Below are 25318 nucleotides of genomic sequence, written 5' to 3'. Positions count from 1 at the left end.
TTCAGGCGCGCACCCGCGCCGCCAGTTGTTCGATCACATGGTGGGCCGACAGCACCGCGCCCTCCTGCCATGAGCTGAGGTAGCCCAGGTACTCGCCGGCGAAGTAGATCGGGCCGTCCGGCTGTTGCAGCAGCTGGTAGACGGTGTCGTATTGTTCCGGTTTCCACTCGGCCCAGGAACCCAGGCTGTACGGCACCTTGGGCCAGGCGATGTTGACGCCGTCGCGCACCATGCGGCGGTAGCCGGGGTGGATCGCCTCGCCCGCCGCCAGCGCCTTCTCGATGCGCTCGGCCAGCGGATACTGGCCCATGTCGTCGCCGGGCGTGGCGCCGAAGCAGTAGGAGCCGACCAGCACGCCGTCGGCCTGGCCGATGCCGTGCGACGGATAGAGGATTTGCGTGACGTCGCGGCTGGTCCACGACAGGCCGCCGTAGATGCCGTCGTCCTGCTCCCAGAAGCGGCGCGGCGCGTAGAACGCGGTCTTGGCCGAGCGCGCATACTCGACCTCGGCGATGGCCTTTTGGTAGGCCGGCGCGAAATCGTTGGCGATGCCGCGCAACACCGACAGCGGCAAGGTGCAGATCAGATAATCGCTGTCGACGACGCTGCGGCCGCCGCCGCGATGGAAGACCACGCGCGCGCCCTGCGCCGTCTTGCGGATTTCGTCGACCACCGTGTCGTAGCGGATCACCTGCCCTACCCGTTTGGCGAACGCCATCGGAAAGCGGTCCATGCCGCCCACCGGTTGCAGCATGGTGCCGGCCTGGTCGAAGTCTTCGGCGAAGGACGCCTTGAACTGCCAGAAGTCGGCCCGCAGCAGCTCGTCCAGCGGCAGCGGCGCGCGCACCGCGCCGTGCGGCCGCCCCGGCCCCGGCGTGGCGCTGTAGCCGCTGCGCGGGCTGCCGGCGTAGCGGCCGTCGCGCTGCAAATCGCCGAAGCTGGCGATGGCGCCGAGCAAGCGCTCGCGGTCTTGCTGGCTCAGTTCCTGGTCCAGCCTGCCGGTGGAGACGGCCTTGCCCAGCAGCTCGCCGAAATAGCCGTGCGTGTCGCCCAACACCTGGCGCGCCTGCACCGGCTTGCCGCCGAAGGCCGCGTCGTCCTGCAACAAGGCGGCACGGTCGTCGTTCATCATGATTTCCAGCGGCACGCCGAACTCGCGGCAATAGCCCAGCACCGCGCGGTGGTGGTGCGAGATGCGCGCCGGACCGGGGTTCAGATACAGGTGCGGCGCCTTGGGCCAGCGCGCCTGCTGCACGCCGTCGCTCTGCTCGAAGCGGTCGCCGCCACGGATGGTCCAGCTGCGGCCGCCGGGCCGGTGACGCGCTTCCAGCACCGTGCACGCGAAGCCGGCCTTGCCCAGCTGGTAGGCCGCCGTCAGGCCGGCCACGCCGGCGCCGAGGATGGTGACGCGCTTGCCCTTGCCCAGTCCGCCCGGCAGCACCGGCGGCCCCCGGTAGGCCAGGTCCTCGCCCCAGGCCAGGCTGGCGCAGCCCAGTGCGTCAAGCGCGGCAAACGCGGCCGCCGCGCCGCCGGTGCGGGCGATCTGCGCCAGAAAGCTGCGGCGGGTGACGACATGAACGGGTTTCATGGTCGGTGCTCCTCCAAGGCCGGGGACGTGTCAATATAACATCAATCCTGCCCCGAACCGTGGCTTGCATAAGACAATCCCACAGGTGCCAACGGTCCAAATAACTGTCGTAAAAGCATGACTTATGACACACTAGATTCATCCGCACGCTCTGCCGTCCCCACCCAGAAAGCGCCGCATGCCGCTGTTCCTCAAGTCACCGCCGTTCTCGCTGGCCGCGACGCTGACACTGGTCACCGGGATGGCGGTCACCGGCATGCTGTTCGTCGCGGTCAGCGCGCTGGAGTATGGCAAGATGGAACTCAGTTTCCAGCAGCGCGCGCAGGTACGGGCGGCCGCCATCCGCCGCGGCCTGGACGATACGCTGGAACTGGTCACCATCCTCAACGACCTGTTCAAGTCGGTGGGACCGGTCAGCCGCGAGCAGTTCGGCGACTTCACCCGACCGCTGCTGGCGCGTTATCCTTTTGTGCAAGCTTTCAACTACCACCGCGTGCTCAACGACGACGAGGCGCGCCGCCATGCGGCCACGCTGCAAGACCGCTATCCCGGCTACGCCATGTTCGACGGCGGCCGCCTGCCGCTGTCGTCGCGGCCGCAACACGCGATCGTCGACTACCTGGAACCGCTGTCAGGCAACGAGGCGGCGTTCGGGCTGGACGTGATGTCGCTGGGTCCCATGTCCAACACCATCAATCAGGCGGTGGCGGCCGGCGTGATCATGGCCACGCCGCTGCTGCGGCTGGCGCAGGAACGCGGCAACCAGCAAGGCTTCGTGCTGCTGATGCCGGTCTACCGTCCCGGCGCGCAAACGGCCACGGCGGCGCAGCGGCGCGCGGCCTGGATCGGCAACACCGGCGCCGTCATCCGCTCCACCGACCTGATCCACAAAATCCTGCATGTCGCCGACCTGCTGGACGACGCCTCGCTGGTGGTGCGGGTCTACGTCGGCGACGACGTCCGCCCGGACAACCTGATCTTCAGCCTCGGCCAGCCGGGCGAGCAGGCGGTGGCGGCCAAGCCCCTGCAGCGCTGGCTGGCCTTCGACTACCACGACCTCTACACCCGCACCTTCAGCGCGGCCGGCAAGGCCTGGCACGTGCAGGTGACGCCGCTGCCGCGCCCCTTCCTGGCCAGCCACCTGGGTTCGCTGTCGACCTTGATCGGCGGCCTGCTGTTCTCGCTGCTGACGGCGGCCTTCGTCAACTCGCTGACACGGCGCTCGGTGCGGGTGCAGCGGCTGGTCGAGGAGCGCACCCGCGCCCTGCAACTAAGCAATGAGCGCCTGAACGAAGACGTCGCCGCCCGCAAGCGCACCGAGGAGGCCTTGCAGGAAAGCGAGCTGCGCTTCCGCCGCCTGCTGGCGCTGTCGTCCGACTGGTATTGGGAACAGGACGCGGAATTCCGCTTCACCAGCATCACCGGCGGTTTCTTCGACAAGGGCAAGCAGGACCCGGACAGCTTCATCGGCAAGACGCGCTGGGAACACCATCCCGAAATGCTGCAGGCGCGCTGGGGGCAGGACCATATCGCGCTGCTGGAGGCCCACCTGCCCTTCCTCAACTTCGACTACGCGCTGCCCGGCACAGACGGCCAGCTGCACTGGTTCAGCATCAGCGGCGAGCCGCTGTTCGACAAGGATGGCGCGTTCAAGGGCTATCGCGGCACCGGCACCGACATCACCGAGCGCAAGCTGTCCGAGCAGCGCATCCACCACATCGCCCACCACGACGTGCTGACCGGCCTGCCCAACCGCGTGCTGCTGCAGGACCGGCTGACCCAAGCGGCCGCCTTCGCCAACCGCAGCGGCATCCCGCTGTGGGTCATGCTGATCGACCTCGACCGCTTCAAGTTCGTCAACGACAGCCTGGGCCACAAGGCCGGCGACCTGCTGCTCAAGACCGTGGCCCAACGGCTGCAGGACAGCGTGCGCGAAAGCGATACCGTGGCGCGCCTGTCCGGCGACGAGTTCGTCGCCATCCTGACCGAGTACCCGGACGAGGCGCTGTCGCTGGACGTCACGCAGCGCATCATGCGGGCGGTGGCGCAACCGGTGCTGCTGGAGGGGAAGGAATTCTTCGTCACCTGCTCGATCGGCGTGGCGGTCTACGACCCGGACGGCACGCCGGCGCAGCGGTTGATCGAGCATGCCGACATCGCCATGTACCGGGCCAAGAAGCTGGGCCGCAACAACACGCAGTTCTACCAGCCTGCCATGAACGAGGAAGCGCTGGAGCGGGTCCGCATCGAGACGGCGCTGCGCAGCGCGCTGGAACGCGACGAATTCGTGCTGCACTACCAGCCGCAGGTGGACCTGCGCAGCGGCCGCATCGTCGGCATGGAGGCGCTGATACGCTGGCAGCATCCCGAGCTGGGCATGGTGGCGCCCTACCGCTTCATCGGCCTGGCCGAGGAGACCGGCCTGATCGTGCCGATCGGCGCCTGGGTGTTGCGCACCGCCTGCGCGCAGGCCAAGGCCTGGCAGGATGCGGGCCATGGGCCGCTGCGGATCGCCGTCAACCTGTCGCCGCGCCAGTTCGGCGAGCCGAACCTGCTGGCGTCGATCGCGGAGGTGCTGGAGCAGACCGGCTTGCCGCCATCCTGCCTGGATATCGAGCTGACCGAGGGCTTGTTCATGAACGACGTGGCGCTGGCGGTGGAGCTGCTGCACAAGCTCAAGGCGCTGGGGCTGGCCTTGTCGATCGACGATTTCGGCACCGGCTATTCGAGCTTCTCCTACCTGCGCAAGTTCCCGATCGACGTGCTGAAGATAGACCGCTCCTTCGTCAGCGACATCGGCGCCGACGACGAGGCGGCCATCGTGGTCTCCATCATCGCGCTGGCGCACAACCTCAAGCTGCGGGTGATCGCGGAAGGCGTGGAGAGCGAGGCGCAGCTGGATTATTTGCGGCGCAACGGCTGCGATGAAATCCAGGGCTATTACTTCAGCCAGCCGGTGCCGGTGGCGGCGTTCGAGCAGATGCTGGTCGAGCGCAAGAAACTGCCGACGGCATCCGTTACGGCCTAGCCGCCAGCCTATTCTTCATGCTGGTCGATCTCGGCGCGCTCGTCCTCGCTCATGCCCAGCCAGCGGCGGTGCAGCATGCGCTCCAGCGGCTGCCCAAGGAAAAACAGCAGCAGCACCAGGATCAGGCCGATGCCGGCGATTTGCCACGCGCCCATGCCGCAGATGATGCCGATGCCGGCCGTCACCCAGATCGAGGCGGCCGTGGTCAGCCCCTTGATTTTCGACGTCTCATGGTGGAACACGATCACGCCGGCGCCGAGGAAACCGATGCCGGTGATGACGCCCTGGATGGCCCGGCTCAGCGCATCATGGCTGAATTCTCCGGACACCGGTGCGAACTCCATGCTGGCCGTGGTGACCAGCGCCGCGCCCAGGGCCACCAGGCCCAGCGTTTTCATGCCGGTGGGCTTGCCGCGCAAGTTGCGTTCGAGACCGATCACGCAACCGAACAGCATCGCGATCACCAGCCGGCCGGCCACGCTCCAATAATCAATCATGCGAAGCCTGCTCCGGCTCCTTCTGCTTGCGGCGCCGCTTCTTGGGCGCCAGCATGGTGCCGGTGCAGCCCGGCGCGCCGCAGCGGCAGGCGAAGGAGCGCTTGATGGCCGGCGTGTGGCGGCCATCGTAGATCAGCGGATAGGAATAGCTGAGCTCCTCGCCGCAGCGGATGTCGTGCAGCGCATAGATATAAATGCGGCCCTCGTCCTCGATGGCCTGGCAGTTGGGCTCGCACGAGTGGTTGATGTAGCGCGCCTCGTTGCCCTGGTCGCCGCCGTCGATGACGTTGCCGTTGGCCAGGCTGAAGAAGAAGGTGTGGTTGTGCGGCATGTCCTGCTCGGCCGCGCGCTCCAGCGCCTCCGACCACGGGATCTCGCGGCCGGTGTATTCGATCACGCATTCGCTGACCGCGATATCGCGGCTGGCGAACACGCCCCGGCCATGCACCGGCGAAATCCTGACCACATAGGCCAGTTGGTCGGACAATTCCGCAGGACTACTTTCCAGGGCGTTTTCAGTGAGCATAAGTACGGTGTAGGTTAAGTGGCGTCGCCGCCAGGCGGCTTGAACAGGTCTTCCAGGTCGGCGCGGCTGGTGGGCTTGCGCACCACGTCGCGCCGGCCGGCGAATTCATCCTCGATATGATCGCGATAGTAGCTCCACGCGGCCGCCGAGGTCGACAGCTTGCGCCACACCTCGTTGCCGACGCCCGAATAATCGATGGCGCGGCCGTCGTCGAACTCCACCCGCAGCATGCGATCGCGCGCATCGTACCCGATGGCGCGCAGCTTGCCGGCATTGATGCGTTTCATTTCCATACAGCCTCCTCAGGCCTTGCGGGCTCCATGCACCATTTGACGGGCCTGCTTACGCAGCAGGGCCTGGTCCCAGCGCTGTTTCTGCTCTTCGGTTTCCGGCGCCAGCGGCGGCACCTCGACCGGTTTGCGGCTTTCGTCCACCGCCACCATTGTAAAGTAGCAGCTATTGGCGTGCCGCACCAGACGCTGCTGGATATTTTCCGTCACCACCCGGATGCCGACCTCCATCGAGGTGCGGCCGGTGTAGTTAATCGACGCCAAAAACGTCACCAGTTCGCCCACGTGTATCGGTTGCAGGAACATCACCTGGTCCACCGACAGCGTCACCACATAGCTGCCCGAATAGCGGCTGGCGCAGGCGTAGGCCACGCTGTCCAGGTACTTGAGGATGGTGCCCCCGTGGACGTTGCCGGAAAAATTGGCCATGTCCGGGGTCATCAGGACGGTCATGCTCAGCTCGTGGGCGGTCCAGCTCATCGGTTTTTCCATTGCATACTCCCTAGTTGTTTTCTCCATGCTATCCGCTAAGCTTGTCATTCGCAAATAGTTATCAGAAACAACTAACTTTATCGTATGCTTTGCGCTTCACGAATACGAGGAGCACTCATGAAATGGAAAGTCCTGGCCGCCAGCATCATGCTCGGCGCGGCCGCCACCGCCCAGGCCGTCACGGCCGACGAGGTGCACACCTTCACGCTGGCCAACGGCATGAAGTTCATCGTGCTGGAATCGCACACCATCCCCAACGCCAATATGTACACGTTCTGGAAGGTCGGCTCGCGCAATGAGGCGCCCGGCATCACCGGCCTGTCGCACTTCTTTGAACACATGATGTTCAACGGCTCGAAAAACTTCGGCCCGAAAATGTTCGACCGCACCATGGAAGCCCGCGGCGGCTCCAACAACGCCTACACCAGCAACGACCTGACGGTGTACCAGGACTGGTTTCCTGCATCGTCGCTGGAGACCATCTTCACGCTGGAAAGCGACCGCATCGCCCACCTGACGATCGACCCGAAGATGGTCGCCAGCGAGCGCGGCGTGGTGCTGTCCGAGCGCAGCACCGGCCTGGAGAACTCCAACATCCGCGCGCTGCGCGAGGAAATCAACGGCGTCGCCTTCCAGGCCCATCCGTACTCGTGGCCGGTGATCGGCCATGAATCCGACATCAAGGCCTGGACCCAGGACGACCTGCAACGCTACTTCACCACCTACTACGCGCCCAACAACGCGGTGTCGGTGATCGTCGGCGACGTCAAGACCGACGACGTCAGGAAGCTGGCCACCAAGTACTTCGGCGGCATCCCCAAGCGCGCGCTGCCGCCGGCCGTGCGCACCGTGGAGCCTGAGCAGAAAGGCGAACGCCGCGTATTCGTCGCCAAGGAATCGGCCACCTCGGCCAACCTGGTGGTGGCCTACAAGGTCCCGGCCGCCAACAGCGCCGACTACTACGCGCTGGAAGTGCTGCAAAGCATACTGGGCGACGGCAAGACTTCGCGCCTGTACAAGACGCTGGTCGAGCAGCAGCTGGCCACCCAGGTCAGCGCCAGCAGCATGGACGGCTTCGATCCGGGCCTGCTCTACCTGTCGGCCGTGGCCACCGCCAAGACCGAACCGGCGCAGCTGGAAAAAGCCCTGCTGGCCGAAGTCGACAACGTGGTCAAGAACGGCGTGACCGCCGACGAGCTGCAAAAGGTCAAGAACCAGAAGCTGCTGAACCTGTACCGCGAACAGGAAACCATCAACGGCAAAGCCCAGCAGCTGGGCAACTACGAGGTGTTCTTCGGCGACTACAAGAAAATGTTCGACGCCCCGGCCGCCTACGAAAAACTGACGACCGCCGATATCCAGGCCGTCGCCGCCAAATACCTGAAAAAATCGCAGCGCACCGTCGGCGTGCTGGCTGCGAAGGAGGATTGATACGATGACCATCAAAGCAACAGTAATGGCCGCCGCCGTGCTGGCCGCCATCGGCGCCGCGCCGCTGGCCGGCGCCGCAGACTTCCGCCTGCCGGCGTTCGACACCGTCACCCTGCCCAACGGCCTGACCGTGTACCTGATGGAGCGCCATGAGGTGCCGTTGATCTCGGTGCGCGCCGTGGTCAAGGCCGGCGCCGTCAACGACGCCAAACAGCCCGGCCTGTCCAACCTGACCGGCGACGCCCTGCTGCTGGGCAGCAAAGCCCACAACAAGACCGCCATCGACCAGGCCTTCGACTTCCGCGGCGCACGCCTGGCCGGCGGCGCCGGCACCGAGGCCAGCACCGTGCAAGCCAACTTCGCCCGCGCCGACAGCGCCGCCTTGCTGCCGCTGTTTGCCGAGATCATCCAGCAACCGAGCTTCGACGAAGCCGAGCTGGCCAAGCTGCGCGACCGCAAGGTCAACGGCCTGAAGCAGGCCAAGGAAGCGCCGCGCAATGTGGTGGGCAACTACTACCGCGCCATGCTGTTCGGCGAGACGCCGTACGCGATCCCGGCCAGCGGCACGGTCAGCAGCGTGAGCGCGCTCAAGCAAACTGACGTGCAGGGCTACTACCAGCACTACTACCGTCCGGACAACGCCGCCATCATCGTGGTCGGCGATTTCCAGGCGGCCGAAATGCGCAAGCAGATCGAATCGCTGTTCGGCGCGTGGCAGGCCAGCGGCCCGGCGCTGCCGCAGCAGGACAACGGCAAGGTGCAGGCCGACAAGGCGCGCGTGTGGCTGGTCAACAAGCCGGACGCGATCGAGACCACCTTCCTGATCGGCGGCGTCGGCATCGCCCGCAACGACCCGGACTATGTGCCGCTGCAAGTGCTCAACACCATCGTCGGCGGCCGCTTCACCTCGTGGCTGAACGACGAGCTGCGCGTCAACTCGGGGCTGACCTATGGCGCCCGCAGCGAGTTCGCCACCCTGTCGCAGACCGGCACCTTCGCCATCTCCAGCTTCACCGCGCTGCCCAAGACCGAGGCGGCGCTGGCGTTGGCGCACAAGACCTACCAGCGTTTGTGGGACAAGGGCATCGACAAGGCGACGCTGGAATCGGCCAAGGCTTACGTCAAGGGCCAGTTCCCGCCGCGCTATGAGACCAGCGAGCAGTTGGCCGGTTTGTTGGGCGATATGTATGCGTCCAAAGTCGGCCGCGAGCAGATCGACAACTTCATGAAGGATGTCGACAGCCTGACGCCGGAACGCGCCAAGGCGCTGGTGGACAAGCACTTCCCGCGCAAGAACCTGCAGACGGTGCTGGTGGGGAAAGCGGAAGCCATCCGCGAGATCGCCAAGACCTACGGCGAAGTGACCGAGCTGCAAATCAGCGCGGACGGTTTCCAGCCGTAACACGTCATTGCCGCGCAGGCGGCAATCCATGCTGAGCGAGATAGGATGCGCAGTATGGGTTCCCGCTTGCGCGGCGGTCCGCCGCTGCGGAACGACGTGGCGGAATTAAGCGGGACTGTTTGCCGGGTCCAGCTGGCGCGTCAGTTGTTGGATGTCTGCGGTGACGCCAGGAATGGCGTCGACCACCAGCGCCAGCTGGTCCCAGGCGGTCGCGCCGGCGTCCGCCTTCAGCGCCTGTTCGGCAAGATGCGCCAGGCCGGACAGGCGGTCGGCGCCCACGGTGCCGGCCAGGCCTCGCAGCGTGTGCAGCAAAGGCATCGCCTCGTGGAGATTCCTGTCTGCGCCGGCCGCCTGCAACTGCGCCGCCATATTGCCCGCCTCGCCCGCAAAACTCCGCAACGCCATCAGATACACCGAATGCAGCCCGCCCAGCCGTTTCAGCGCGGCGGCGCTATTGATGCCGGCTTCCGCCAGCGGCGCCGCACCGGCCGTCTCGCCGCCAGCCGCGTCAACAGCCACGGCCACGTCCATCGCAACGGCCCCGCGCCGCGCGTGCTTGCGTATCACCACAATCAGTTGCACCAGGTCGAAGGGCTTGCCGATGTGGTCGACCATGCCCGCGTCCAGCGCGGCGACGCGGTCGGCCGGCATGGCGTTGGCCGTCATCGCCACGATCGGCGGCGCCTGCGCGCCCAGCCTGCGCTGGATCGCCAGCGTCGCCTCATAGCCGTCCATCTCCGGCATCTGGATGTCCATCAGGATCAGGTCCGGCAACGGGCCGGGGCGCGACACGGCGGCCAACGCCATCTGGCCGGAACTGGCCACCTCGACTTCCGCGCCATCGTTGCCGAGCAGTTCGCTGGCGACTTGCTGGTTGGCCGGATTGTCGTCCACCAGCAGCAAACGCAAGCCCTCCAGCCGGCGCAACGACGGCAGCGCCACCGCGGCCAGCGGCGCCCGCTTCTCCATGCGCGCCTCGGCCACCGCGTCGAACAACATCGACGCCGTGACCGGCTTGACCACGAAGCCGTCCAGCACCGGCTCCATCTCCAGGTGGCGTTGCGCCAGCAGTTCGCGGTCGTGCGCGGTCACCATGACGATCAGCGGCAGCTTGCCGTTAGGCGCCAGCTCGCGGATCGCGCAGCTGGTTTCCCAGCCATCGAAGGCCGGCATGCGCCAGTCGATGAACACCACGTCGTAGGCGCGTTGCTCGGCCATGCGCGCGCTCACGGCGGCCAGCGCCTCGCGGCCGCCCTCGGCCACGTCGACCTGCCAGCCGAACGATGCCGCCATTTCGCTCAGCACCATGCGCGCCACCGGGTTGTCGTCCACCACCAGGCAGGCCAGGTCCTTCAACAACGACTGCTCCGGCAACGACGGCGCCATGTCCAGCGCCTCGGCCGGCGTGGCCGCCACACCGCAATCGATGGTGAATTCGAATACGCTGCCCTGCCCCAGCGCGCTGGTCACGGTCAGCTCGCCACCCATCAGGCGCACCAGGCGCTGGCTGATCGCCAGGCCCAGGCCGGTACCGCCGAAGCGGCGCGCGGTCGAGGCCTCGGCCTGCGAGAAACCTTCGAAGATGCGCCGGCTCTGCTCCTCCGAGATGCCGATGCCGCTGTCGCGGATGGCGAAGGCGACCGACAGCGTGGTGTCGCTGCGCGCCAGCAACCGGGCCGACAGCACCACCTCGCCCTGCTCGGTGAATTTGATGGCGTTGCCGGCCAGGTTGAGCAGGATCTGCTGCAAACGCAGGGCGTCGCCCACCACCAGCGCCGGCAGTTGCGGATCGATGCGGAACAGCACTTCGATATTCTTGCCGCCGACATTGGCCGACAGGATCACCGCCAGGTCGCGCCACAGTTTATCGAGCCGGAACGGATGCGGATCGAGCGCCAGCTTGCCGGCCTCCACCTTGGAAAAATCGAGGATGTCGTTGAGCAGTCCCAGCAAGGCGCTGGCGGCCGCATGGGCCTTGGCCGCGTAATCCTGCTGGCGTTCGCTCATCTCGGTTTGCTGCAGCAGTTGCAGCATGCCCAGCACGGCGTTCATCGGCGAGCGGATTTCATGGCTCATGTTGGCGACGAATTCGGACTTGGCGCGGCCGGCCTTGTCGGCCTCTTCCTTCGCCAGCCGCAGCGCGTCGTGCGCGGCGCGCGCCTCGGTGTGGTCGGTGCTGCTGCCCACCCAGCCCAGCACCTTGCCGTCGCCGTCCTTCTGCGGCAGCGCGTGGTTGTCGAACACGCGCCAGGCGCCGTCGGCGCGGCGCAGCCGGCAATCGCAGCGGAAGGCGTCGCCGGCGGCCCTGGCGCGCCGCCACTCGGCCTGCAATACCGCCCCGTCCTCCGGATGCAGCACCGGCGTCCAGTCGCCCGACTCGATCAGCAGCGCCGACGGCACGCCGCTGAAGCGCTCCCAATGGTGGCTGATGAAATCGAGGCGGATCTGCGGCGTGACGGTCCACACCATTTGCGGCAGCCCCTCGGTCAGCGAGCGCCAGCGCGACTCCGACGCCGTCAGCCGCGCCATCGAGGCCTGCAGCGCGCGGTCGGCCTCGACCAGTTGCAGCACCGACTGGTATTGCTTGCGCATCAAATACCAGACGCCCGCCAGCAGCGCCGCCGCGATGGCCGCCAGCACGGCCAGGAACAGGATGGCGTTGCGCACCTCCTTGCGCCACGGCGCCAGGAAATCCTCGCTGGCCAGCCCGACCACCACAAAGATCGGATAACTGCCGACGCGCTGCAGGCTCACCGTGCGTTCGCGGTCGTCGCGCTCGCTGAGGATGTTGTAGGTATCGCCCTTTTGCCTGCCGTCCAGGATGGCCTGGGTTTGCGGCGAGACCGGGATGGTGCTGCCGATCATCATCTTGTCGACCTCGGGATGGCGGTGCAGTATGCGGCGGCGGTCGTCCAGCAGCACGATGGAGCCGTTGGCGCCGACGTTGAGCGACGAGAACAGCTCGGTCAGGCGCGAACTGTTCATCAGCGTGTAGGCGGTGCCGCCGAAACTGCCGTCCGCCAGGGCCAGCGGGTAGACCAGCGGCAGCACCCATTCGCCGCTGATGCGCGACTTGACCGGTACGCCGACGATCAGCTCGTGTTCGACCTTGGCGCGCGGGAAGAATTCGCGGTCGGACACGTTTTGCGGATGGGCCGGATCAACCTGCTCGCCGTAGATCACGCGGCCGGCGGCGTCGGAGCCGCGCACCGCATGCGCGTTCGGGATGCGTTCGCGCAGCGTGCGCAGGTAGGCGCTGAACTGCTCGTCGTCGAAGTGGCCGGACGCATGCATGGCGCGGAACTCGACGCCGGCGCGGCGCATCGCCAGGTCGACCTCTTCGAAATGGGAGTGCAGGAAGTTTTCCAGCGAGACGGCCAGGTTGTGCGCCGTCTCGGCCGCGTTGGCGTAGTAGCGCGCCTGGCTCACCTGCAACACATGGGCGACGAACAGGGACACCAGCAGCAGCACCGCAGCCACCGCCGCAACGAGTACGCCGAACAGTTTACGGAATTTCTGCAGCGTGTGCACTTTCATGGCGGCTGGCGGTCTCTTCTTGTTTTAATGCCTCTACATTAACGCAAAAAAAACGCCCCGGAGGAGCGTTTTTTGTTTTACAAGCCTTGCTTGGCGATATCGGCCAGCGATTCCCGGCCCTTGTCGCTGATATCGTAGCCGCCTTCGGCGCGCGGCACGATGTGCGACTTCTTGCCGAGGAACTGGGCGACGTCGGCGTCGATGACGCTGGCCGGATCGGCTTCGACGGCGCGCAAGCCCAGCACGCAACGGCGCAGGAACAACACTTCCTCGCCCTTGTCGGTGAGCGAAATGCGGCCGTTCTTGGCGATGGTGAACAGCTTGATGCCGGCCAGGCGCTTGGTGTTGCGTCCGACGCAGGCGCTGACGCGCTCGCCCTTGATGCCGCGCTTCACTTCATCCAGTGCGTTGTATTCGTCTTGCGTTAATTTCTCGTTCTTCATTGCCATTTTATCCATAAGAGACTGCTGCGGCCCTCATGGTACGCGCCCGGCGCGGCGACGGCAAGACAATGCGCCTCCCCGGCGCCTCCGATACGCGATCGGAGGCGGCATGGCCGCCTCAAAACGAGAATAAAGTGTGGATCAAAACGCTCGTATCGCCAGCCAGATCAGGCCGATGGTGGCAAATGCCGCTACACAAATCAGGGCTTGGACACGCTTCGCACTGAAAGCGACGCTACGACGGCCGAGGTAGATTTTGTTGTGTAAGGAATTGCCCATGATGCTCTCCGTGAGAGGGAAAATCGATGACATGACTTAATTATAGAAACTCTTTGATTACCCTAGTGTGACGGTCAGCACAAAGTTTAAAATATGTATCCATTGAGCAACAACTATCACACTTTCTCACAGGGTAAGGCGGTCAGGTTTTGATCGGCGTCTGCTTGGGCTGCGGCTCTTCGATCGGCGCCTGGTCGGGCAGCGGCATATTGTCCGGCGGCGGATCTTTTTCCGGCTGCGGCGGCGGCATGTCGGGCTCGGGCGTGGTGTGGGCGCGGATGTTCATGGGACTGTCCTCCTTGAAGTGGAAATGAGCTGTTCAAGAGGCAGATTAGGGGAAGCGGCGGGTAAACAAGTGGCTGATTGCAGGCCAGCGTGCGTTGCCGCACGCTGGTCGTCGCTTCGTCAGGCGGCGATGGGGAAAATCTGCGTGGCGATCTGTTCCCAGCTGTCGCGCGGGCCGCTGACCGGGACTTGCTGCATGCAGAACATGACGTCGGAATCCGGCCTGACCAGCATGCATGCCGTCAGCTGGCGCTGCAATGTGGATGGACTGACATCACCGGTCGCGCCATACGATTCGAGCAAGGCCTGGAGCAGCACGGGACTGCCCTGCGCCATGAAGATCATCGGCGTCAACAACTCGAAGCGGTCGCTGTTGCCGACGATCGCGTCGCCGAAATCAAGCAGGCCGGTCAGCTTCCAGCCGCCCTCTTCCTGCTTCGCCATCAGGTTCCATGGATGGATGTCCATGTGTATGAACCGCAGCGTTCCTTGTTGCGTGTAGTCCTGCGCCGCGGCGATGTATGGCAGCACCTGGTCCAGCAAGCCCTCGGGCATCATCCTGCGTTGGTGCCGCGCCAGGCAACCATCGACCAGGCCCTGCACATACGACGGCCAATCCACCTTGATCGCAATATCGTCATCGAACGCCACGGCGCGCAATTCGCGCAGGACTTGCCCGGTCTGCAGCATGATCGCGCGTTTCTGCTCGATAGCCAGCGTCGGCCACACGTCCGCCAGCACAACGCCGTCCAGGCGCGTCGAGATCACGAACACCCAGTCGTCGATTTCGCCGCTGCCGATCAGGCCGGGCGTTTGCAAGGACAGCTTGCCCTCCAGTAGCGGCGCGACCAGGATTTCCTTGTCGCCCTGCCGGCGCCAGTTGGACGGCACCAGCTTGACGATCACATCGCCCCCCAAGCCGAACAAGGCGTTGGATCCTTGCGGGATTTTCTGCCACGGACCATCCGCCAGGCCAAACTCCCGCCGCAGATGGTCGAGTGCCGGCAGCCACGACGACAACGGCGCATTTTCTATGAAGTCGCAGCAGGCGGCATTATTGACGCCTCGCGGCAGGCAATTGAGGAAGGCTTTCATTTGATGCGAAAGATTACGTCCACGGTCTGCGTCCATTGCAGCGACTGGATCGACAGGAAGTCTTTCTCCCCCTGCTGGGCGTTGCTGCCGCGACTACGATTGTTGAAGAAGTCCACCGGCAGCAGACCGACGGCGTTGGTCAGGTTGCGCAGCTGGCCGGACGAGATGGCCGTCACCGCGCCCACCTTCTTGCCGAAGCCGGCCGCCATGGCCTCGGCGCGCCGCTGCGCATCCTTGATCGCCACGGCGGTCAGTTCCTGCTCAACCTTGAGGCGGTCACTCTTGCCGAAGCCGGTGCTCATGTGGTCGATATTCGGCTTGCCCAGCAGGCCTTGCATGATGGCGCGCCACTTGGTCAGGTCGCGCACCACGACGTGCACGGCGCTGCGGATCTCATACTCGGGCGACGCGTTCGGATCGGGATTGGCGGACTTGCGCATTTCCTTGCGCATGTCGCGGAAGGACGCCTCGGCCTCGGTATCCTTGCCGGGGTCGCCGCCCTGCTCGGCCAGCAAGGCCTGAATTTCCGCCACGCGGGCCTGCACCACGGCCACGGCGGCGTTGGTGTCGGCGTCGAAGGCGCTGATGTCGAAATCGATCTCGCCCATGTCGGGCATGACCCGCAGGAAGCCTTCGCCACCGACGTGGATGAAGGGATAATCCGGCAGGTTGGAAGCGTGCGCGGCCAACGGCAACAGGGCAACGGCAAGAGCGAGTTTCTTCAACATCGAGCATCCTTCAAGAGTGAAAGCTGGAGTATCCAATACTTTTTACTATTTAACAACTTGCAAAAAGTGGGGGCAACCCCATTTGCCACTCCAACAACAATCACTCGGGGGAAGAATATGCTGGCTCCAAGACGCCCACGGTCGGTGCACGACAACCGCCCGGTCGCGGTACAGGTGGTCAAGCAGGAAAAGTCGGGCGCCGTCGACAAGCATGTGCTGGTCGTCGAGACGCCCAAGCTCAAGCCGGCACCGCCGAAAACGAAATAAACTATTTACCCTTATTGATCTCGGAGATCAGCAGGAAGGCTTCGTGGTGGATGGCCTGCTCGGCGGCCTTGAATTCCTGGTTGGCCTTGATGAAGGCCGGTTTCTTCAGTTCGGCCTTTTCCTTGGCGCTCGGGGTCGGATCGACCGGATACAGGCGCGGCGGGCCGTTATAGGTCTGGGCCAGCACTTTCTGGCCGTAGCTGGACTGGTAGTACTGGGTCATCTCGAGCGCCGTCTCGGTACTGAGCAGGCGCGCCACCGGCAACGCCAGGCGGCTGTAGATGGTTTCGTTGGGCAGCTTGTCGAGCTTGGCCATCATCAGCTCGCGCTGGGTCGGGCTGGGGTACTTGCTCATGCCGGCGGTGGTACGCAGCATCTTCTCGGCCTGCATGGAGGCCAGCAGGTCGTGCGCGGCCTTGACCTGGGCGGCGTCCGGCGCGGCGGCATGGGCGCACAGCGCGGTGATCATCAAACTGGCTGCGACCAGCATTTTTATTGGTTTCATGTCTGCTCCTTTAGATGTACTGGAACACATGATATTGCCAAAGTCGCAAACATGGCCACATAATTGGTGAGTAGAATGTCGGCTCACACAGACAACGAGGTTTCCACCATGCAGCACACGCCACTGAACGACGACGAATACGATGCGCTGGATGCGCTACAGGACGTGTCCTGGCTGGAAGGATTCCTGACCGCCATCGTCATCGGCCCGACCGCGCAGAAGCCAGAAAACTGGCTGCCGGCGGCCCTGAAAAATCCCGCCGCCGAGCCGCTGGCACTGCGCCACTACCACTACATGCAGACCTGGATGAGCAAGGACCCGGCCAGTTTCGAGCCCATCTACGAATGCGGCGGCAACTGGGGTCCCGAGCAGTGGTGCGAAGGTTTCGCGGCCGGCATGCAGGTGGACGTGGCGGCCTGGGCGCCGCTGCAAGCGGCCCATCCGGAATGGCTGGCGCCATTCCAACGCGAGGGTGACTCGTGGGCCGACGCGGTGACGCCGGCTGTCATCCAGATCAACGCCTACTGGCATCCGCCGAAAGGCCCGAAAGTCGGCCGCAACGATCCCTGCCCTTGCGGCAGCGGCAAGAAGTACAAGAAGTGCTGCGGCGACGCCGCCTAAACGTGGAACTCGAAGAACTCGCGCCAGTCGTCCGAGGCTTGCGCCAGTAATTGTTCGCGCTCCTCCGGCGAAGCGCTATTCCAGTACGGCATCCAGAGCCAGTTCCACCAATAATCTAAGCTGCCCTGCAAACTGCCGATCGCCCCTGCGTCGATGTCGGGAAAGGCAAGCCAAGGCGCTGGTGGACGCAGACGCATGGCATCCAGCGTCTGAAGCAATACCACGGAGTTGGTCACCAGTTCAATAACGCTGCCGCCAAACTCAAGCCGCGCCTCGTGGTGGGTGAAGTAACCCGCATCGCTCGCGTGCGTGGCCAGTAAGCTCAGTACGCGAGGCAGGTCGTCGTCTGTTACCACGAACTGGCTGTGATACACCAGGCCTTGGCGGCTATTCACAAGCTCCTTGAACGGATAGGCGGCGAGTCCGCTGGCGCCGTCTGGCGTGACATGCTGGTCAACCAATGGTATCGGTCTGTTGGGAAGCGATGAGGACCGCGCCGCAGGAGGTCTTCATCCCTTCCACGGCGGTGCTGACGCCCATGATGGTGTGCGTGACCGCGCCTTCGACGATGGTCTGCGTGCCCCGGCATTTGGGGCAGCTGACCTTGTGGCCGACGCCGGCCGCCGGCTTGCCCATCACGATCACGTCCTGATGGCCTTCCAGCACGGTGCCATGGTGCGACGTCTTGTCGCCCAGCCTGATGATTGCTTTCCCGCCCATATAACCTCGCACTGATTCAATGATGCGGCGATCATAGCATTGTCTTTTTCGCCACGTCGCACGGCATGGCCTCAGTTTTCCCAATAGCCACGGCGCATGGCGATCATCACCGCATGGGTACGATCGCGCGCATCGAGCTTCTGCAAGATGGCTTTCATGTGGGCCTTGATGGTGTCCTCGCTCAGGCCCAGTTGGTCGGCCACGCGCTGGTTCGTATTGCCCTCCCCCACCAGGCGCAGCACCTCGATCTCGCGCTTGCTTAAGGTGTCCAGCTGAAAACTGTTCACCAGGCTGGCCGCGACTGGCGGCGGCAACAGGCGCCGGCCGGCATGCGCGGAAACGATGTAGTCGCCCAATGCGCTGCGGGCCAAATTCTTCAGGACGTAGCCGATCGCGCCGGCCTTGAGCCCGCGCGACACCTGCACATCGCCGCCGAAAGTGGTCAGGATGATGATGCGGGCCTCGGGGTCGATACAGCGTATCGCGCTGGTGGCCTCGATGCCGTTCAAGCCGGGCATCTGCAAATCCATCAGGGTGACATCCGGGCGCCATTGCCGGTACATTTCGACGGCGGTGTCGCCATCCTCCGCTTCGGCCACCACCGAGAATGCCGGATTGGATGACAGCACCGCGACGATCCCGCTGCGCACCAGGGGATGATCGTCGGCGATCATGAGGCGTATCACGTCACTCTGCATGGCTATGCTCCTCTATTTTCGCGCGAGCGTATCACCGGCAGCGCCATCGCGCATCCCACTATCGGGTATATGCCAGCGCGGCTGGAACATCCAGCTGCCATTCGGTGCCGCCGCCTTCACAGCTGCGCACCAGCAATTGAGCCTTGATCCTGGCCGCGCGCTCGTACATCCCGCACATGCCCCAATGGTTCTGGCGACCGCCGTCGCTGAGGACGGCGGCGGGAATGCCGATGCCGTTGTCCCTCAGGATACAGCGGAATTCCCACCTGCTGTAGCGGACTTCAGCCTCTATCCTGGTCGCCCTGGCGTGGGTATAGGCATTGACTACCGCCTCGGTGACGATCGCCAACGCCTCCGTGTAGATCGTCGCGTCGAGCTGGCGGGCGGCGCCGGAAATCGTCAGGCGCAGCGGACCGGCATCGCCATGCGGCAGGCGCGCCGCCGCAGCCAGCACCGCATCAGCAAAGCACAGCTTGCCGCCGTCTTGCCCGCGCAGTTCGCGTATCCGCTCCCGTCCCTCGTCGAGCACCTCGTCGGCCTGCTGCAATGCGGTTTCGATCTGCAGCCGCGCCGTATCTTTCACCGGCAATTTCAGCACTGCTGCATGCACATGCAGCACCAGGCCCTGCACCGATTGCAGCAGGGTGTCGTGCAACTCCCTGGCAATCCGCTCGCGCTCGTTGACCCGCTCCTGCAGGCGGTCGGCCAGCTGCCAGCCCAAGCGCCGGATCCGCCATCGATACACCACGTAGACGGCCGAGAACAGAGCGAACCCACACAAGGCCTTGAACCACCAGGTCTGCGTCGCCTTGGGCGCGATCGCAAAATCCACGGTGCTGACGGCGTCGGACCAGTTGCCGTTGTAGTCGGTCGCGGTCACGCTGAAGTGGTAATCGCCCGGCGCGAGGTTGCTGTAGTAGGCGCTGCGGCGCGCGCCCGCCTCCTGCCATGCCGCATCGATCTCGTGCAGGCGGTAGCGGAAGCGCAGGCGTTCCGGGATCGCCAGCGCCGGACTGGTGTAGTCGAACTGCAGCGCGGACGTGCCCGGCGCAAAGCGGATCGGCAGCTGCAGCGGCTTGCCGTCTCCGGGCGCTCCCAGCGTCTTGATGACGACCGGCAGCCCGGGCGCGGGCGGCAACGGCTCGGCGGGATTCAGACGGAACAGGCCGGTGGAACGGGCTATCCACAGACGCCGGTCGGACGTCAGCACCAGCGACGGGGTCGGCGCGAGGTAGGGTGCGCTGCCCTCCAGTCCATCCAGTTGGTCCAGCCGCTCGTAATGCACGCGATAGTCGCGCTGCTGTTCGAATTTGGCGATTTCCGCGCCCGGAATGCGGAACAGGCCGGCGAAGGCATTCACCCACACATCGCCGTTGTCCAGTTCGACGATGCCGGAAATGCCGTGGAAGGTCTCGCCATTGGCGCCGCTGAGCCGGTTAAAACGGTCCGCTCCAAACAACGCCAGGCCATGTTCGCCGCCAGCCCATACGTGCCGGCCGTGCAGGTGCAGCGCCATCACCGTTCCCAGCGCCAGTCCTTCGGCCGCACCGTAGCTGCGCCGCGCCGCGCCTTGCACATGGACCACCAGGCCTGGATGATATCCAAGCCAGAGTCCGCTGGCATCCGAGCGGGCCATCACAATGACCTCGCCCTCGCCGCCGGTTTTTTCCCAGCTTCCCTGTGGGCTGCGCCGGTACAGGCCGTGCTGGGCCAGCGCCACCAGCAGGCTGTCATCCCGGTCCGCCAGCAGCGCCTGCACCCTCACCGCGTCCAGGTTGGCAGGCAAGGCTACCGGCCGGCTGCCCCTGCCCTCGATCCGCCGCAAGGTCCCGTACGAAGCGCCCCACAACGCGCCATCGCTGGTGCGGGCAAGACTGGTCAGCACGCTATCCCAACCGCCGCCGGCCAGCGTCCGCAGCGGCGTGGCGCTGACCTGGCCGGTCTCGCTGGCGACAACATGGTAACTGCCGATCCAGACGCCGCCGCTGTCATCGGCGACGAGCGCGCCGCCAACCGCCGCGGCGGGAACATCCAGCTTGGACAGGCGCCGGTGGCGGAAGCGATCGATCCCGCTGGAGGTCGACGTCCAGATATTTCCCTCCCGATCTTCAAAGATGGCGCCCACGGCGCGTCCGCTCAAGCCCTGCAGCGGCGCCGCCCGGGCGATACCCTGCGCGGTATGGTGTTCGAGGCCTTCCAGCAGTCCCACCCAGAGATCGCCGTGGCGGTCGATCAGCAGGCTGCCGGGATCGCCTATCGCGCTCCATTGCCGATAGGCTGTATTCGCCCCGGAGCCCGTCAGCAGACTGAGCCGCGTATGCCGCGCATTCCAGCTGACCACCTTGCCATCGGGGAGCTCGAACAGCACGCCGGTTCCGCTGTCGACTGCGGCCCTGATGAAGCGTGTCTCGCCCGGCTTGAGCGAATACACGCCCGCGTCGCCCTGCGCCCACAGCACGCCATGCCGATCGCGCATCAGTGTTTTATAGCGGCCGCCATCCAGGCCCCATGAGGCGGCCGGCTTCTGCCAACGCTCGCCGTCCAGGTAGAACATGCCCAGCGCCGTGGCAGCCCACATGCGGCCGCCGCCATCATGCTCCAGGCCCCAGACGGCGCGATTGGGCAAGCCGTCCTGCTCACCGTAGTTGCGTATCAGCCCGTGCTGCAAAAAACTGGCGCCGCCGGTGCGATAGCCTATCCACAGCCCGCCGCCCGCCGCCGCGTTCACCAGGCTGACGTTTTGGGTCGGCAACGCCGCATTGACCGGCGCGAACTGCTCGAACTGCATGCCATCGAATCGATACAGTCCGCCCGCCCCGCCCAGCCACAGCCAGCCGTCGCGGGTCTGCGTGATCGACAAAATCGATTCCGGCGCGCCGTCGCGCGCGCTCCAGCTGGTGTGGTGCAAATTGATTGCAGGCGGTAAAACTCCCTGCGACCGGCAAACCGCCGGCAAAGCGCTGCACGACAACGCCACGCAGCAGGCCAGGAGTGCGCGGCAATAGCCAGGCAATGGACTCTTCATCATGTCAACTAACAATTAGTGATAATTATGCAAGCCGAACGATTGTATAGAAGATCTCTACCCGATAGTGGGTATGTTTCGCCCCATCGCTTGGCTATCCTGTGTTTTCAACCACAGGAGCCCACATCATGCGTATCAGCCTTGCCCGCGCGGCCGCGTTTGCAGCCGCCCTTCAGCTTGTCCCGGCGTGGGCGGCGCCGCTGCCCTATCCGTCCACCTTCAAGATAGAAGACATCAAGACGCCGGAGGTTTCCATCCATGTGCGGGTGGGCGGCAGCGGGCCGGCGGTGGTGCTGCTGCACGGCTTTGGCGACACCGGCGACATGTGGACGCCGCTGGCGATTGCGCTGGCCAAGGACCACCAGGTGATCGTGCCGGATCTGCGCGGCCTGGGCTTGTCTTCCCGGCCCGAAAGCGGCTATGAGAAAAAGAACCAGGCCGCTGACATCCGCGCCGTGCTGGACAAGCTGGGCGTCGGCAAGGCCGTCATCATCGGCCACGATATCGGCACCATGGTGGCCTATGCCTACGCTGCGCGCTATCGCGACCAGACCAGCAAGCTGGTGGTGATGGATGCGCCGGTGCCGGGCATTCCGCCGTGGGAGCAAGTGGTCCGCCTGCCCGCGCTGTGGCACTTCGATTTCGGCGGCAAGGATGCCTTGCGCCTGGTCCAGGGGCGCGAGCGCATCTACCTCGACCGTTTCTGGAACGAATTCGCCGGCGACCCGGGCAAGATCGACGAAAGCACCCGCGCGCATTACGCAAAACTCTACGCCGCGCCCGGCGCGATGAAGGCGGCCTTCAACCAGTTCCAGTCTATCCGCAAGGATGTCGATGACAACGCCGTATCCGTGAAGACCAAGCTGAGCATGCCGGTGCTGGCGATCGGCGGCGAAAAATCGTTCGGCGCCAACGAAGCCATCGTCATGCGCAACGCCGCCACCAACGTCACCGAAAAAGTGATACCCAACGCCGGCCACTGGCTGATGGAGGAAGCGCCCGACGCGACCATTCAAGCCGTGCTAACGTTCATCAACGCCAAATAACCAAGGAGCATCGACATGGACCTGCAACTGAATGGCAAGCTGGCACTGGTCAGCGGCAGCACGGCCGGCATCGGCTACGCGATCGCGGCCACGCTGGCCCGGGAAGGCGCCAGCGTCATCGTCAACGGCAGGACGCAGGCCGGGGTCGACGAGGCGGTGGAGCGCATACGCGCGGAGACGCAAGGCACGGCCTACGGCTATGCCGCGGACCTGAGTCTGGCCGAGGCGGCAAAGGAAGTGGTCAGGCAGCATCCGGGCATCAACATCCTGGTCAACAACCTCGGCATCTTCGAGCCCAAGGCTTTCGAGGATATTCCCGACGAGGACTGGCAGCGCTTTTTCGACGTCAATGTGCTGAGCGGCGTCCGCCTTGCGCGGCTGGTGCTGCCGGCGATGAAGCGGGCGAATTGGGGCCGTATCATCTTCATCTCAAGTGAAAGCGCGGTGCAGATCCCCACCGAGATGATCCACTACGGCATGACCAAGACCGCGCAGCTCGCAGTGTCGCGCGGGCTGGCGGAATCGGTCGCCGGCACGAATATCACCGTCAACAGCGTGCTGCCGGGGCCGACGAAATCGCGCGGCGTCGGCGACTTCGTCGAAAGCATGGCGCGCGCCAGCGACAAGAGCTTCGAGCAGATAGAGGCGGAGTTTTTCGACCAGGTGCGCCCGACGTCGCTAATCAAACGCTTCGGGACGCCGCAGGAGGTGGCCTCGCTGGTGGCCTACGTGGCCAGTCCGCTGGCGTCGGCGACCACCGGCGCGGCGCTGCGGGTCGATGGCGGCGTGGTCAAGAGCGCTTTCTAAAAAAGGCGTGCAGCAAATAAAAAAGCTCCCTTGCGGGAGCTTTTTCATTTAATAATGGCGGAGAGGGTGGGATTCGCCTACATTCCGCAGGCCGCCCTCGCGCGAGTACGCGCGAGTCTTCGAATGCCACGCGCGAGCTGCGCTCGCTCCTTTCCGCTGTGGAAATAAAAAAGCTCCCTTGCGGGAGCTTTTTCATTTAATAATGGCGGAGAGGGTGGGATTCGAACCCACGGTACGATTTAACGTACGCTTGATTTCGAGTCAAGTACATTCGACCACTCTGCCACCTCTCCGTTTTCCCACTAGCTGCTGCGAGAAGGCAAGATTATAGCAGGCCGTTGGGAAAAAGGAAGGAGTATTTACGCCTTCAGGTGAGTTAATCCACCCATGTACGGGCGCAGCACCGGCGGGATCTCCACCGAACCGTCCGCCTGCTGGTAATTTTCCAGCACGGCGACCAGGGTGCGGCCGACCGCCAGGCCCGAACCGTTCAGCGTGTGCAGCAGTTCCGGCTTGCCCTGGGCGTTGCGGAAGCGTGCCTGCATGCGGCGCGCCTGGAAGGCTTCGCAGTTCGACAGCGACGAGATTTCACGGTAGGTGTTCTGCGCCGGCAGCCATACTTCCAGGTCGTAGGTCTTGGTGGCGCCGAAGCCCATGTCGCCGGTGCACAGCGACATCACGCGATACGGCAGGCCCAGGCGCTGCAAGATGGTTTCCGCATGGCCGACCATTTCGTCCAGCACGGCATACGAGGTGTCCGGATGCACCACCTGCACCATCTCGACCTTGTCGAACTGGTGCTGGCGGATCATGCCGCGGGTGTCGCGGCCGTAGCTGCCCGCTTCCGAGCGGAAGCACGGGGTGTGTGCGGTCATCTTCAATGGCAGCGTGTCGGCCGCCACGATCTCGTCGCGCACCAGGTTGGTCAGCGTGACTTCCGAGGTCGGGATCAGGTAGAAGTTCTCGCCCTCGCCTTCCGCGCCGCCTTTTTTCACCGAGAACAGGTCGGCTTCAAACTTCGGCAGCTGGCCGGTGCCGCGCAGCGAATCGGCGTTGACCATGTACGGGGTGTAGCACTCGGTGTAGCCGTGCTCGTCGGTGTGGGTGTTCAGCATGAACTGCGCCAGTGCGCGATGCAGACGGGCGATGCCGCCTTTCATGACCGAGAAGCGCGAGCCGGTCAGCTTGGTCGCCACATCGAAATCCAGGCCCAGCGGGGAGCCGACATCGACGTGATCCTTGACTTCGAATTCGAAGCTGCGCGGGGTGCCGACCTTGCGCACTTCCACGTTGCCGCTTTCATCCGTACCTACCGGGACCGATTCGTGCGGCACGTTGGGAATGGCCTGCATGAAATCGCCCAGCTTGGCCTGTACTGCCGACAGCGCCGTTTCGTTGGCCTTGAGCTCGTCGCCCAGGCCGGCCACTTCCGCCATCAGGGCGGTGGTGTCTTCGCCCTTGCCCTTCATCATGCCGATCAGCTTGGACTGCGAGTTACGCTTGCCCTGCAGCTCTTCAGTGCGCGTCTGGATCGCTTTGCGTTCGGCTTCGAGGGCGTTGAAACCGTCCACGTCGAGCTGGAACTTGCGGGTCGCCAGGCGCGCGGCGACGTTGGCTATATCTTTACGGAGAAGTTGGATATCAATCATGGGAACAAGTGCCGTTGTATCGAAAACGTCAATTGTACCAAGAGGATGCCACTTCCCTGCGAGTTTTGAACAGCCCGCCGGCTGCGGTGATTACAGTGCAGCTTTTTCGGCGGCGGTCAGGCGCTTGGCGGTCACGGTCACGACTTGCATTTTGGCGGTCGAGACGGCGACTTTGGCGGCTGGGGCGACCGGGGCGACATTGGTGTCGGCGGCGGTGGCGAAACTCGTGGCGGCGGCCAGTACGGTAGCGGCGACGAAGATGATTTCCATGTTTTTAGCGATGTTCATGATGTACTCCTTCAGGTGGTTGGTTTCGCGCTACTTGGTAACGCTGCTTGGTATGGTTGTACTGTACCTAA

General features: G+C 64.6%; 25 protein-coding genes and 1 tRNA gene. 7 read left to right on the top strand and 19 right to left on the bottom strand.

The window, feature by feature from the left end:
• Position 1: 1 nt before the first annotated feature.
• Positions 2-1588 (bottom strand): flavin monoamine oxidase family protein, encoded by a 1587-nt coding sequence (locus V6M89_RS16865; protein ID WP_332854246.1) that lies wholly within the window; start codon positions 1586-1588, stop codon positions 2-4.
• Positions 1589-1766: 178 nt separating this feature from the next.
• Between V6M89_RS16865 and V6M89_RS16860 the strand changes: the two genes are divergently transcribed.
• Complete coding sequence (locus tag V6M89_RS16860) at positions 1767-4616, top strand: bifunctional diguanylate cyclase/phosphodiesterase (protein ID WP_332854245.1); 2850 nt, start codon at positions 1767-1769, stop codon at positions 4614-4616.
• Positions 4617-4624: 8 nt separating this feature from the next.
• On the opposite strand, the gene V6M89_RS16855 is transcribed toward V6M89_RS16860, so the two are convergent.
• The 4 genes from V6M89_RS16855 to V6M89_RS16840 are packed head-to-tail and all read right to left on the bottom strand — an operon-like array spanning position 4625 to position 6421.
• Entirely contained in the window at positions 4625-5113 is a 489-nt protein-coding gene (locus V6M89_RS16855) for an MgtC/SapB family protein (protein ID WP_332854244.1), read from the bottom strand.
• On the bottom strand, positions 5106-5639 hold the full coding sequence (locus V6M89_RS16850; protein WP_332854243.1) for an SET domain-containing protein: 534 nt from the start codon (positions 5637-5639) through the stop codon (positions 5106-5108). Before V6M89_RS16850 ends, V6M89_RS16855 begins: the two co-directional genes overlap by 8 nt.
• 14 nt (positions 5640-5653) lie before the next feature.
• Positions 5654-5932, bottom strand: a complete 279-nt coding sequence (locus tag V6M89_RS16845; protein WP_116989660.1) for a KTSC domain-containing protein — start codon at positions 5930-5932, stop codon at positions 5654-5656.
• 9 nt (positions 5933-5941) lie between these two features.
• The gene (locus tag V6M89_RS16840; RefSeq protein WP_116989659.1) at positions 5942-6421 is read right to left on the bottom strand and encodes an acyl-CoA thioesterase; all 480 of its coding nucleotides are present in this window, start codon (positions 6419-6421) and stop codon (positions 5942-5944) included.
• Positions 6422-6538: 117 nt separating this feature from the next.
• Here V6M89_RS16840 and V6M89_RS16835 point away from each other — a divergent pair, with 117 nt between their 5' ends.
• Positions 6539-7852: a M16 family metallopeptidase gene (locus tag V6M89_RS16835; RefSeq protein ID WP_332854242.1), complete on the top strand. Its 1314-nt coding sequence runs from the start codon at positions 6539-6541 to the stop codon at positions 7850-7852.
• Positions 7853-7856: 4 nt separating this feature from the next.
• The gene (locus tag V6M89_RS16830) at positions 7857-9254 is read left to right on the top strand and encodes a M16 family metallopeptidase (RefSeq protein ID WP_332854241.1); all 1398 of its coding nucleotides are present in this window, start codon (positions 7857-7859) and stop codon (positions 9252-9254) included.
• A 105-nt stretch (positions 9255-9359) separates the two neighbouring features.
• Here the strand turns inward: V6M89_RS16830 and V6M89_RS16825 are convergent, their stop codons facing one another.
• From V6M89_RS16825 to V6M89_RS16800, 6 genes are all read right to left on the bottom strand, one after another.
• Complete coding sequence (locus V6M89_RS16825; RefSeq protein WP_332854240.1) at positions 9360-12791, bottom strand: response regulator; 3432 nt, start codon at positions 12789-12791, stop codon at positions 9360-9362.
• A gap of 77 nt (positions 12792-12868) precedes the next feature.
• Positions 12869-13234 (bottom strand): hypothetical protein, encoded by a 366-nt coding sequence (locus V6M89_RS16820; protein ID WP_332854272.1) that lies wholly within the window; start codon positions 13232-13234, stop codon positions 12869-12871.
• Positions 13235-13375: 141 nt separating this feature from the next.
• Positions 13376-13513, bottom strand: coding sequence for a hypothetical protein (locus V6M89_RS16815; protein WP_175001208.1), 138 nt, complete (start codon positions 13511-13513; stop codon positions 13376-13378).
• A gap of 142 nt (positions 13514-13655) precedes the next feature.
• On the bottom strand, positions 13656-13799 hold the full coding sequence (locus V6M89_RS16810) for a hypothetical protein (protein WP_332854239.1): 144 nt from the start codon (positions 13797-13799) through the stop codon (positions 13656-13658).
• Positions 13800-13918: 119 nt separating this feature from the next.
• On the bottom strand, positions 13919-14893 hold the full coding sequence (locus tag V6M89_RS16805) for a phosphotransferase family protein (protein WP_332854238.1): 975 nt from the start codon (positions 14891-14893) through the stop codon (positions 13919-13921).
• The gene (locus V6M89_RS16800; protein WP_332854237.1) at positions 14890-15621 is read right to left on the bottom strand and encodes an SIMPL domain-containing protein; all 732 of its coding nucleotides are present in this window, start codon (positions 15619-15621) and stop codon (positions 14890-14892) included. The genes V6M89_RS16805 and V6M89_RS16800 overlap by 4 nt, the downstream gene beginning before the upstream one ends.
• Before the next feature lie 117 nt (positions 15622-15738).
• On the opposite strand from V6M89_RS16800, the gene V6M89_RS16795 reads away from it, so the two are divergent.
• Complete coding sequence (locus V6M89_RS16795; protein ID WP_332854236.1) at positions 15739-15888, top strand: hypothetical protein; 150 nt, start codon at positions 15739-15741, stop codon at positions 15886-15888.
• Position 15889: 1 nt separating this feature from the next.
• Here V6M89_RS16795 and V6M89_RS16790 read toward each other — a convergent pair whose 3' ends face one another.
• Positions 15890-16393 (bottom strand): hypothetical protein, encoded by a 504-nt coding sequence (locus tag V6M89_RS16790; protein WP_332854235.1) that lies wholly within the window; start codon positions 16391-16393, stop codon positions 15890-15892.
• Positions 16394-16468: 75 nt separating this feature from the next.
• On the opposite strand from V6M89_RS16790, the gene V6M89_RS16785 reads away from it, so the two are divergent.
• Positions 16469-17014: a UPF0149 family protein gene (locus V6M89_RS16785; RefSeq protein WP_332854234.1), complete on the top strand. Its 546-nt coding sequence runs from the start codon at positions 16469-16471 to the stop codon at positions 17012-17014.
• Here the strand turns inward: V6M89_RS16785 and V6M89_RS16780 are convergent.
• The 4 genes from V6M89_RS16780 to V6M89_RS16765 all read right to left on the bottom strand — a co-directional run bounded on the left by V6M89_RS16780 (position 17011) and on the right by V6M89_RS16765 (position 21340).
• A complete protein-coding gene (locus V6M89_RS16780; protein ID WP_332854233.1) occupies positions 17011-17475 on the bottom strand; it encodes a hypothetical protein in 465 nt (154 codons plus the stop codon). The two genes, V6M89_RS16785 and V6M89_RS16780, sit on opposite strands and share 4 nt — an antisense overlap.
• Positions 17468-17734: a PAAR domain-containing protein gene (locus tag V6M89_RS16775; RefSeq protein WP_332854232.1), complete on the bottom strand. Its 267-nt coding sequence runs from the start codon at positions 17732-17734 to the stop codon at positions 17468-17470. Before V6M89_RS16775 ends, V6M89_RS16780 begins: the two co-directional genes overlap by 8 nt.
• 71 nt (positions 17735-17805) lie before the next feature.
• Positions 17806-18432 (bottom strand): response regulator transcription factor, encoded by a 627-nt coding sequence (locus V6M89_RS16770; protein ID WP_332854231.1) that lies wholly within the window; start codon positions 18430-18432, stop codon positions 17806-17808.
• Positions 18433-18490: 58 nt separating this feature from the next.
• Entirely contained in the window at positions 18491-21340 is a 2850-nt protein-coding gene (locus V6M89_RS16765) for a sensor histidine kinase (RefSeq protein WP_332854230.1), read from the bottom strand.
• A gap of 245 nt (positions 21341-21585) precedes the next feature.
• On the opposite strand from V6M89_RS16765, the gene V6M89_RS16760 reads away from it, so the two are divergent.
• Positions 21586-22503, top strand: coding sequence for an alpha/beta fold hydrolase (locus tag V6M89_RS16760; protein ID WP_332854229.1), 918 nt, complete (start codon positions 21586-21588; stop codon positions 22501-22503).
• Positions 22504-22518: 15 nt separating this feature from the next.
• Entirely contained in the window at positions 22519-23310 is a 792-nt protein-coding gene (locus V6M89_RS16755; protein ID WP_332854228.1) for an SDR family NAD(P)-dependent oxidoreductase, read from the top strand.
• A gap of 203 nt (positions 23311-23513) precedes the next feature.
• On the opposite strand, the gene V6M89_RS16750 is transcribed toward V6M89_RS16755, so the two are convergent.
• From V6M89_RS16750 to V6M89_RS16740, 3 genes are all read right to left on the bottom strand, one after another.
• Positions 23514-23603 (bottom strand) — tRNA-Ser (locus V6M89_RS16750).
• Between the two features lie 66 nt (positions 23604-23669).
• Complete coding sequence (gene serS, locus V6M89_RS16745; protein ID WP_332854227.1) at positions 23670-24959, bottom strand: serine--tRNA ligase; 1290 nt, start codon at positions 24957-24959, stop codon at positions 23670-23672.
• Between the two features lie 90 nt (positions 24960-25049).
• A complete protein-coding gene (locus tag V6M89_RS16740) occupies positions 25050-25247 on the bottom strand; it encodes a hypothetical protein (protein WP_332854226.1) in 198 nt (65 codons plus the stop codon).
• Positions 25248-25318: the final 71 nt, after the last annotated feature.

Origin of the sequence: Duganella sp. S19_KUP01_CR8 (genome assembly GCF_036688705.1) — a bacterium.
Classification (GTDB): Bacteria; Pseudomonadota; Gammaproteobacteria; order Burkholderiales; family Burkholderiaceae_D; genus Rugamonas.
This window is presented reverse-complemented; position numbering and strand designations above follow the sequence as displayed.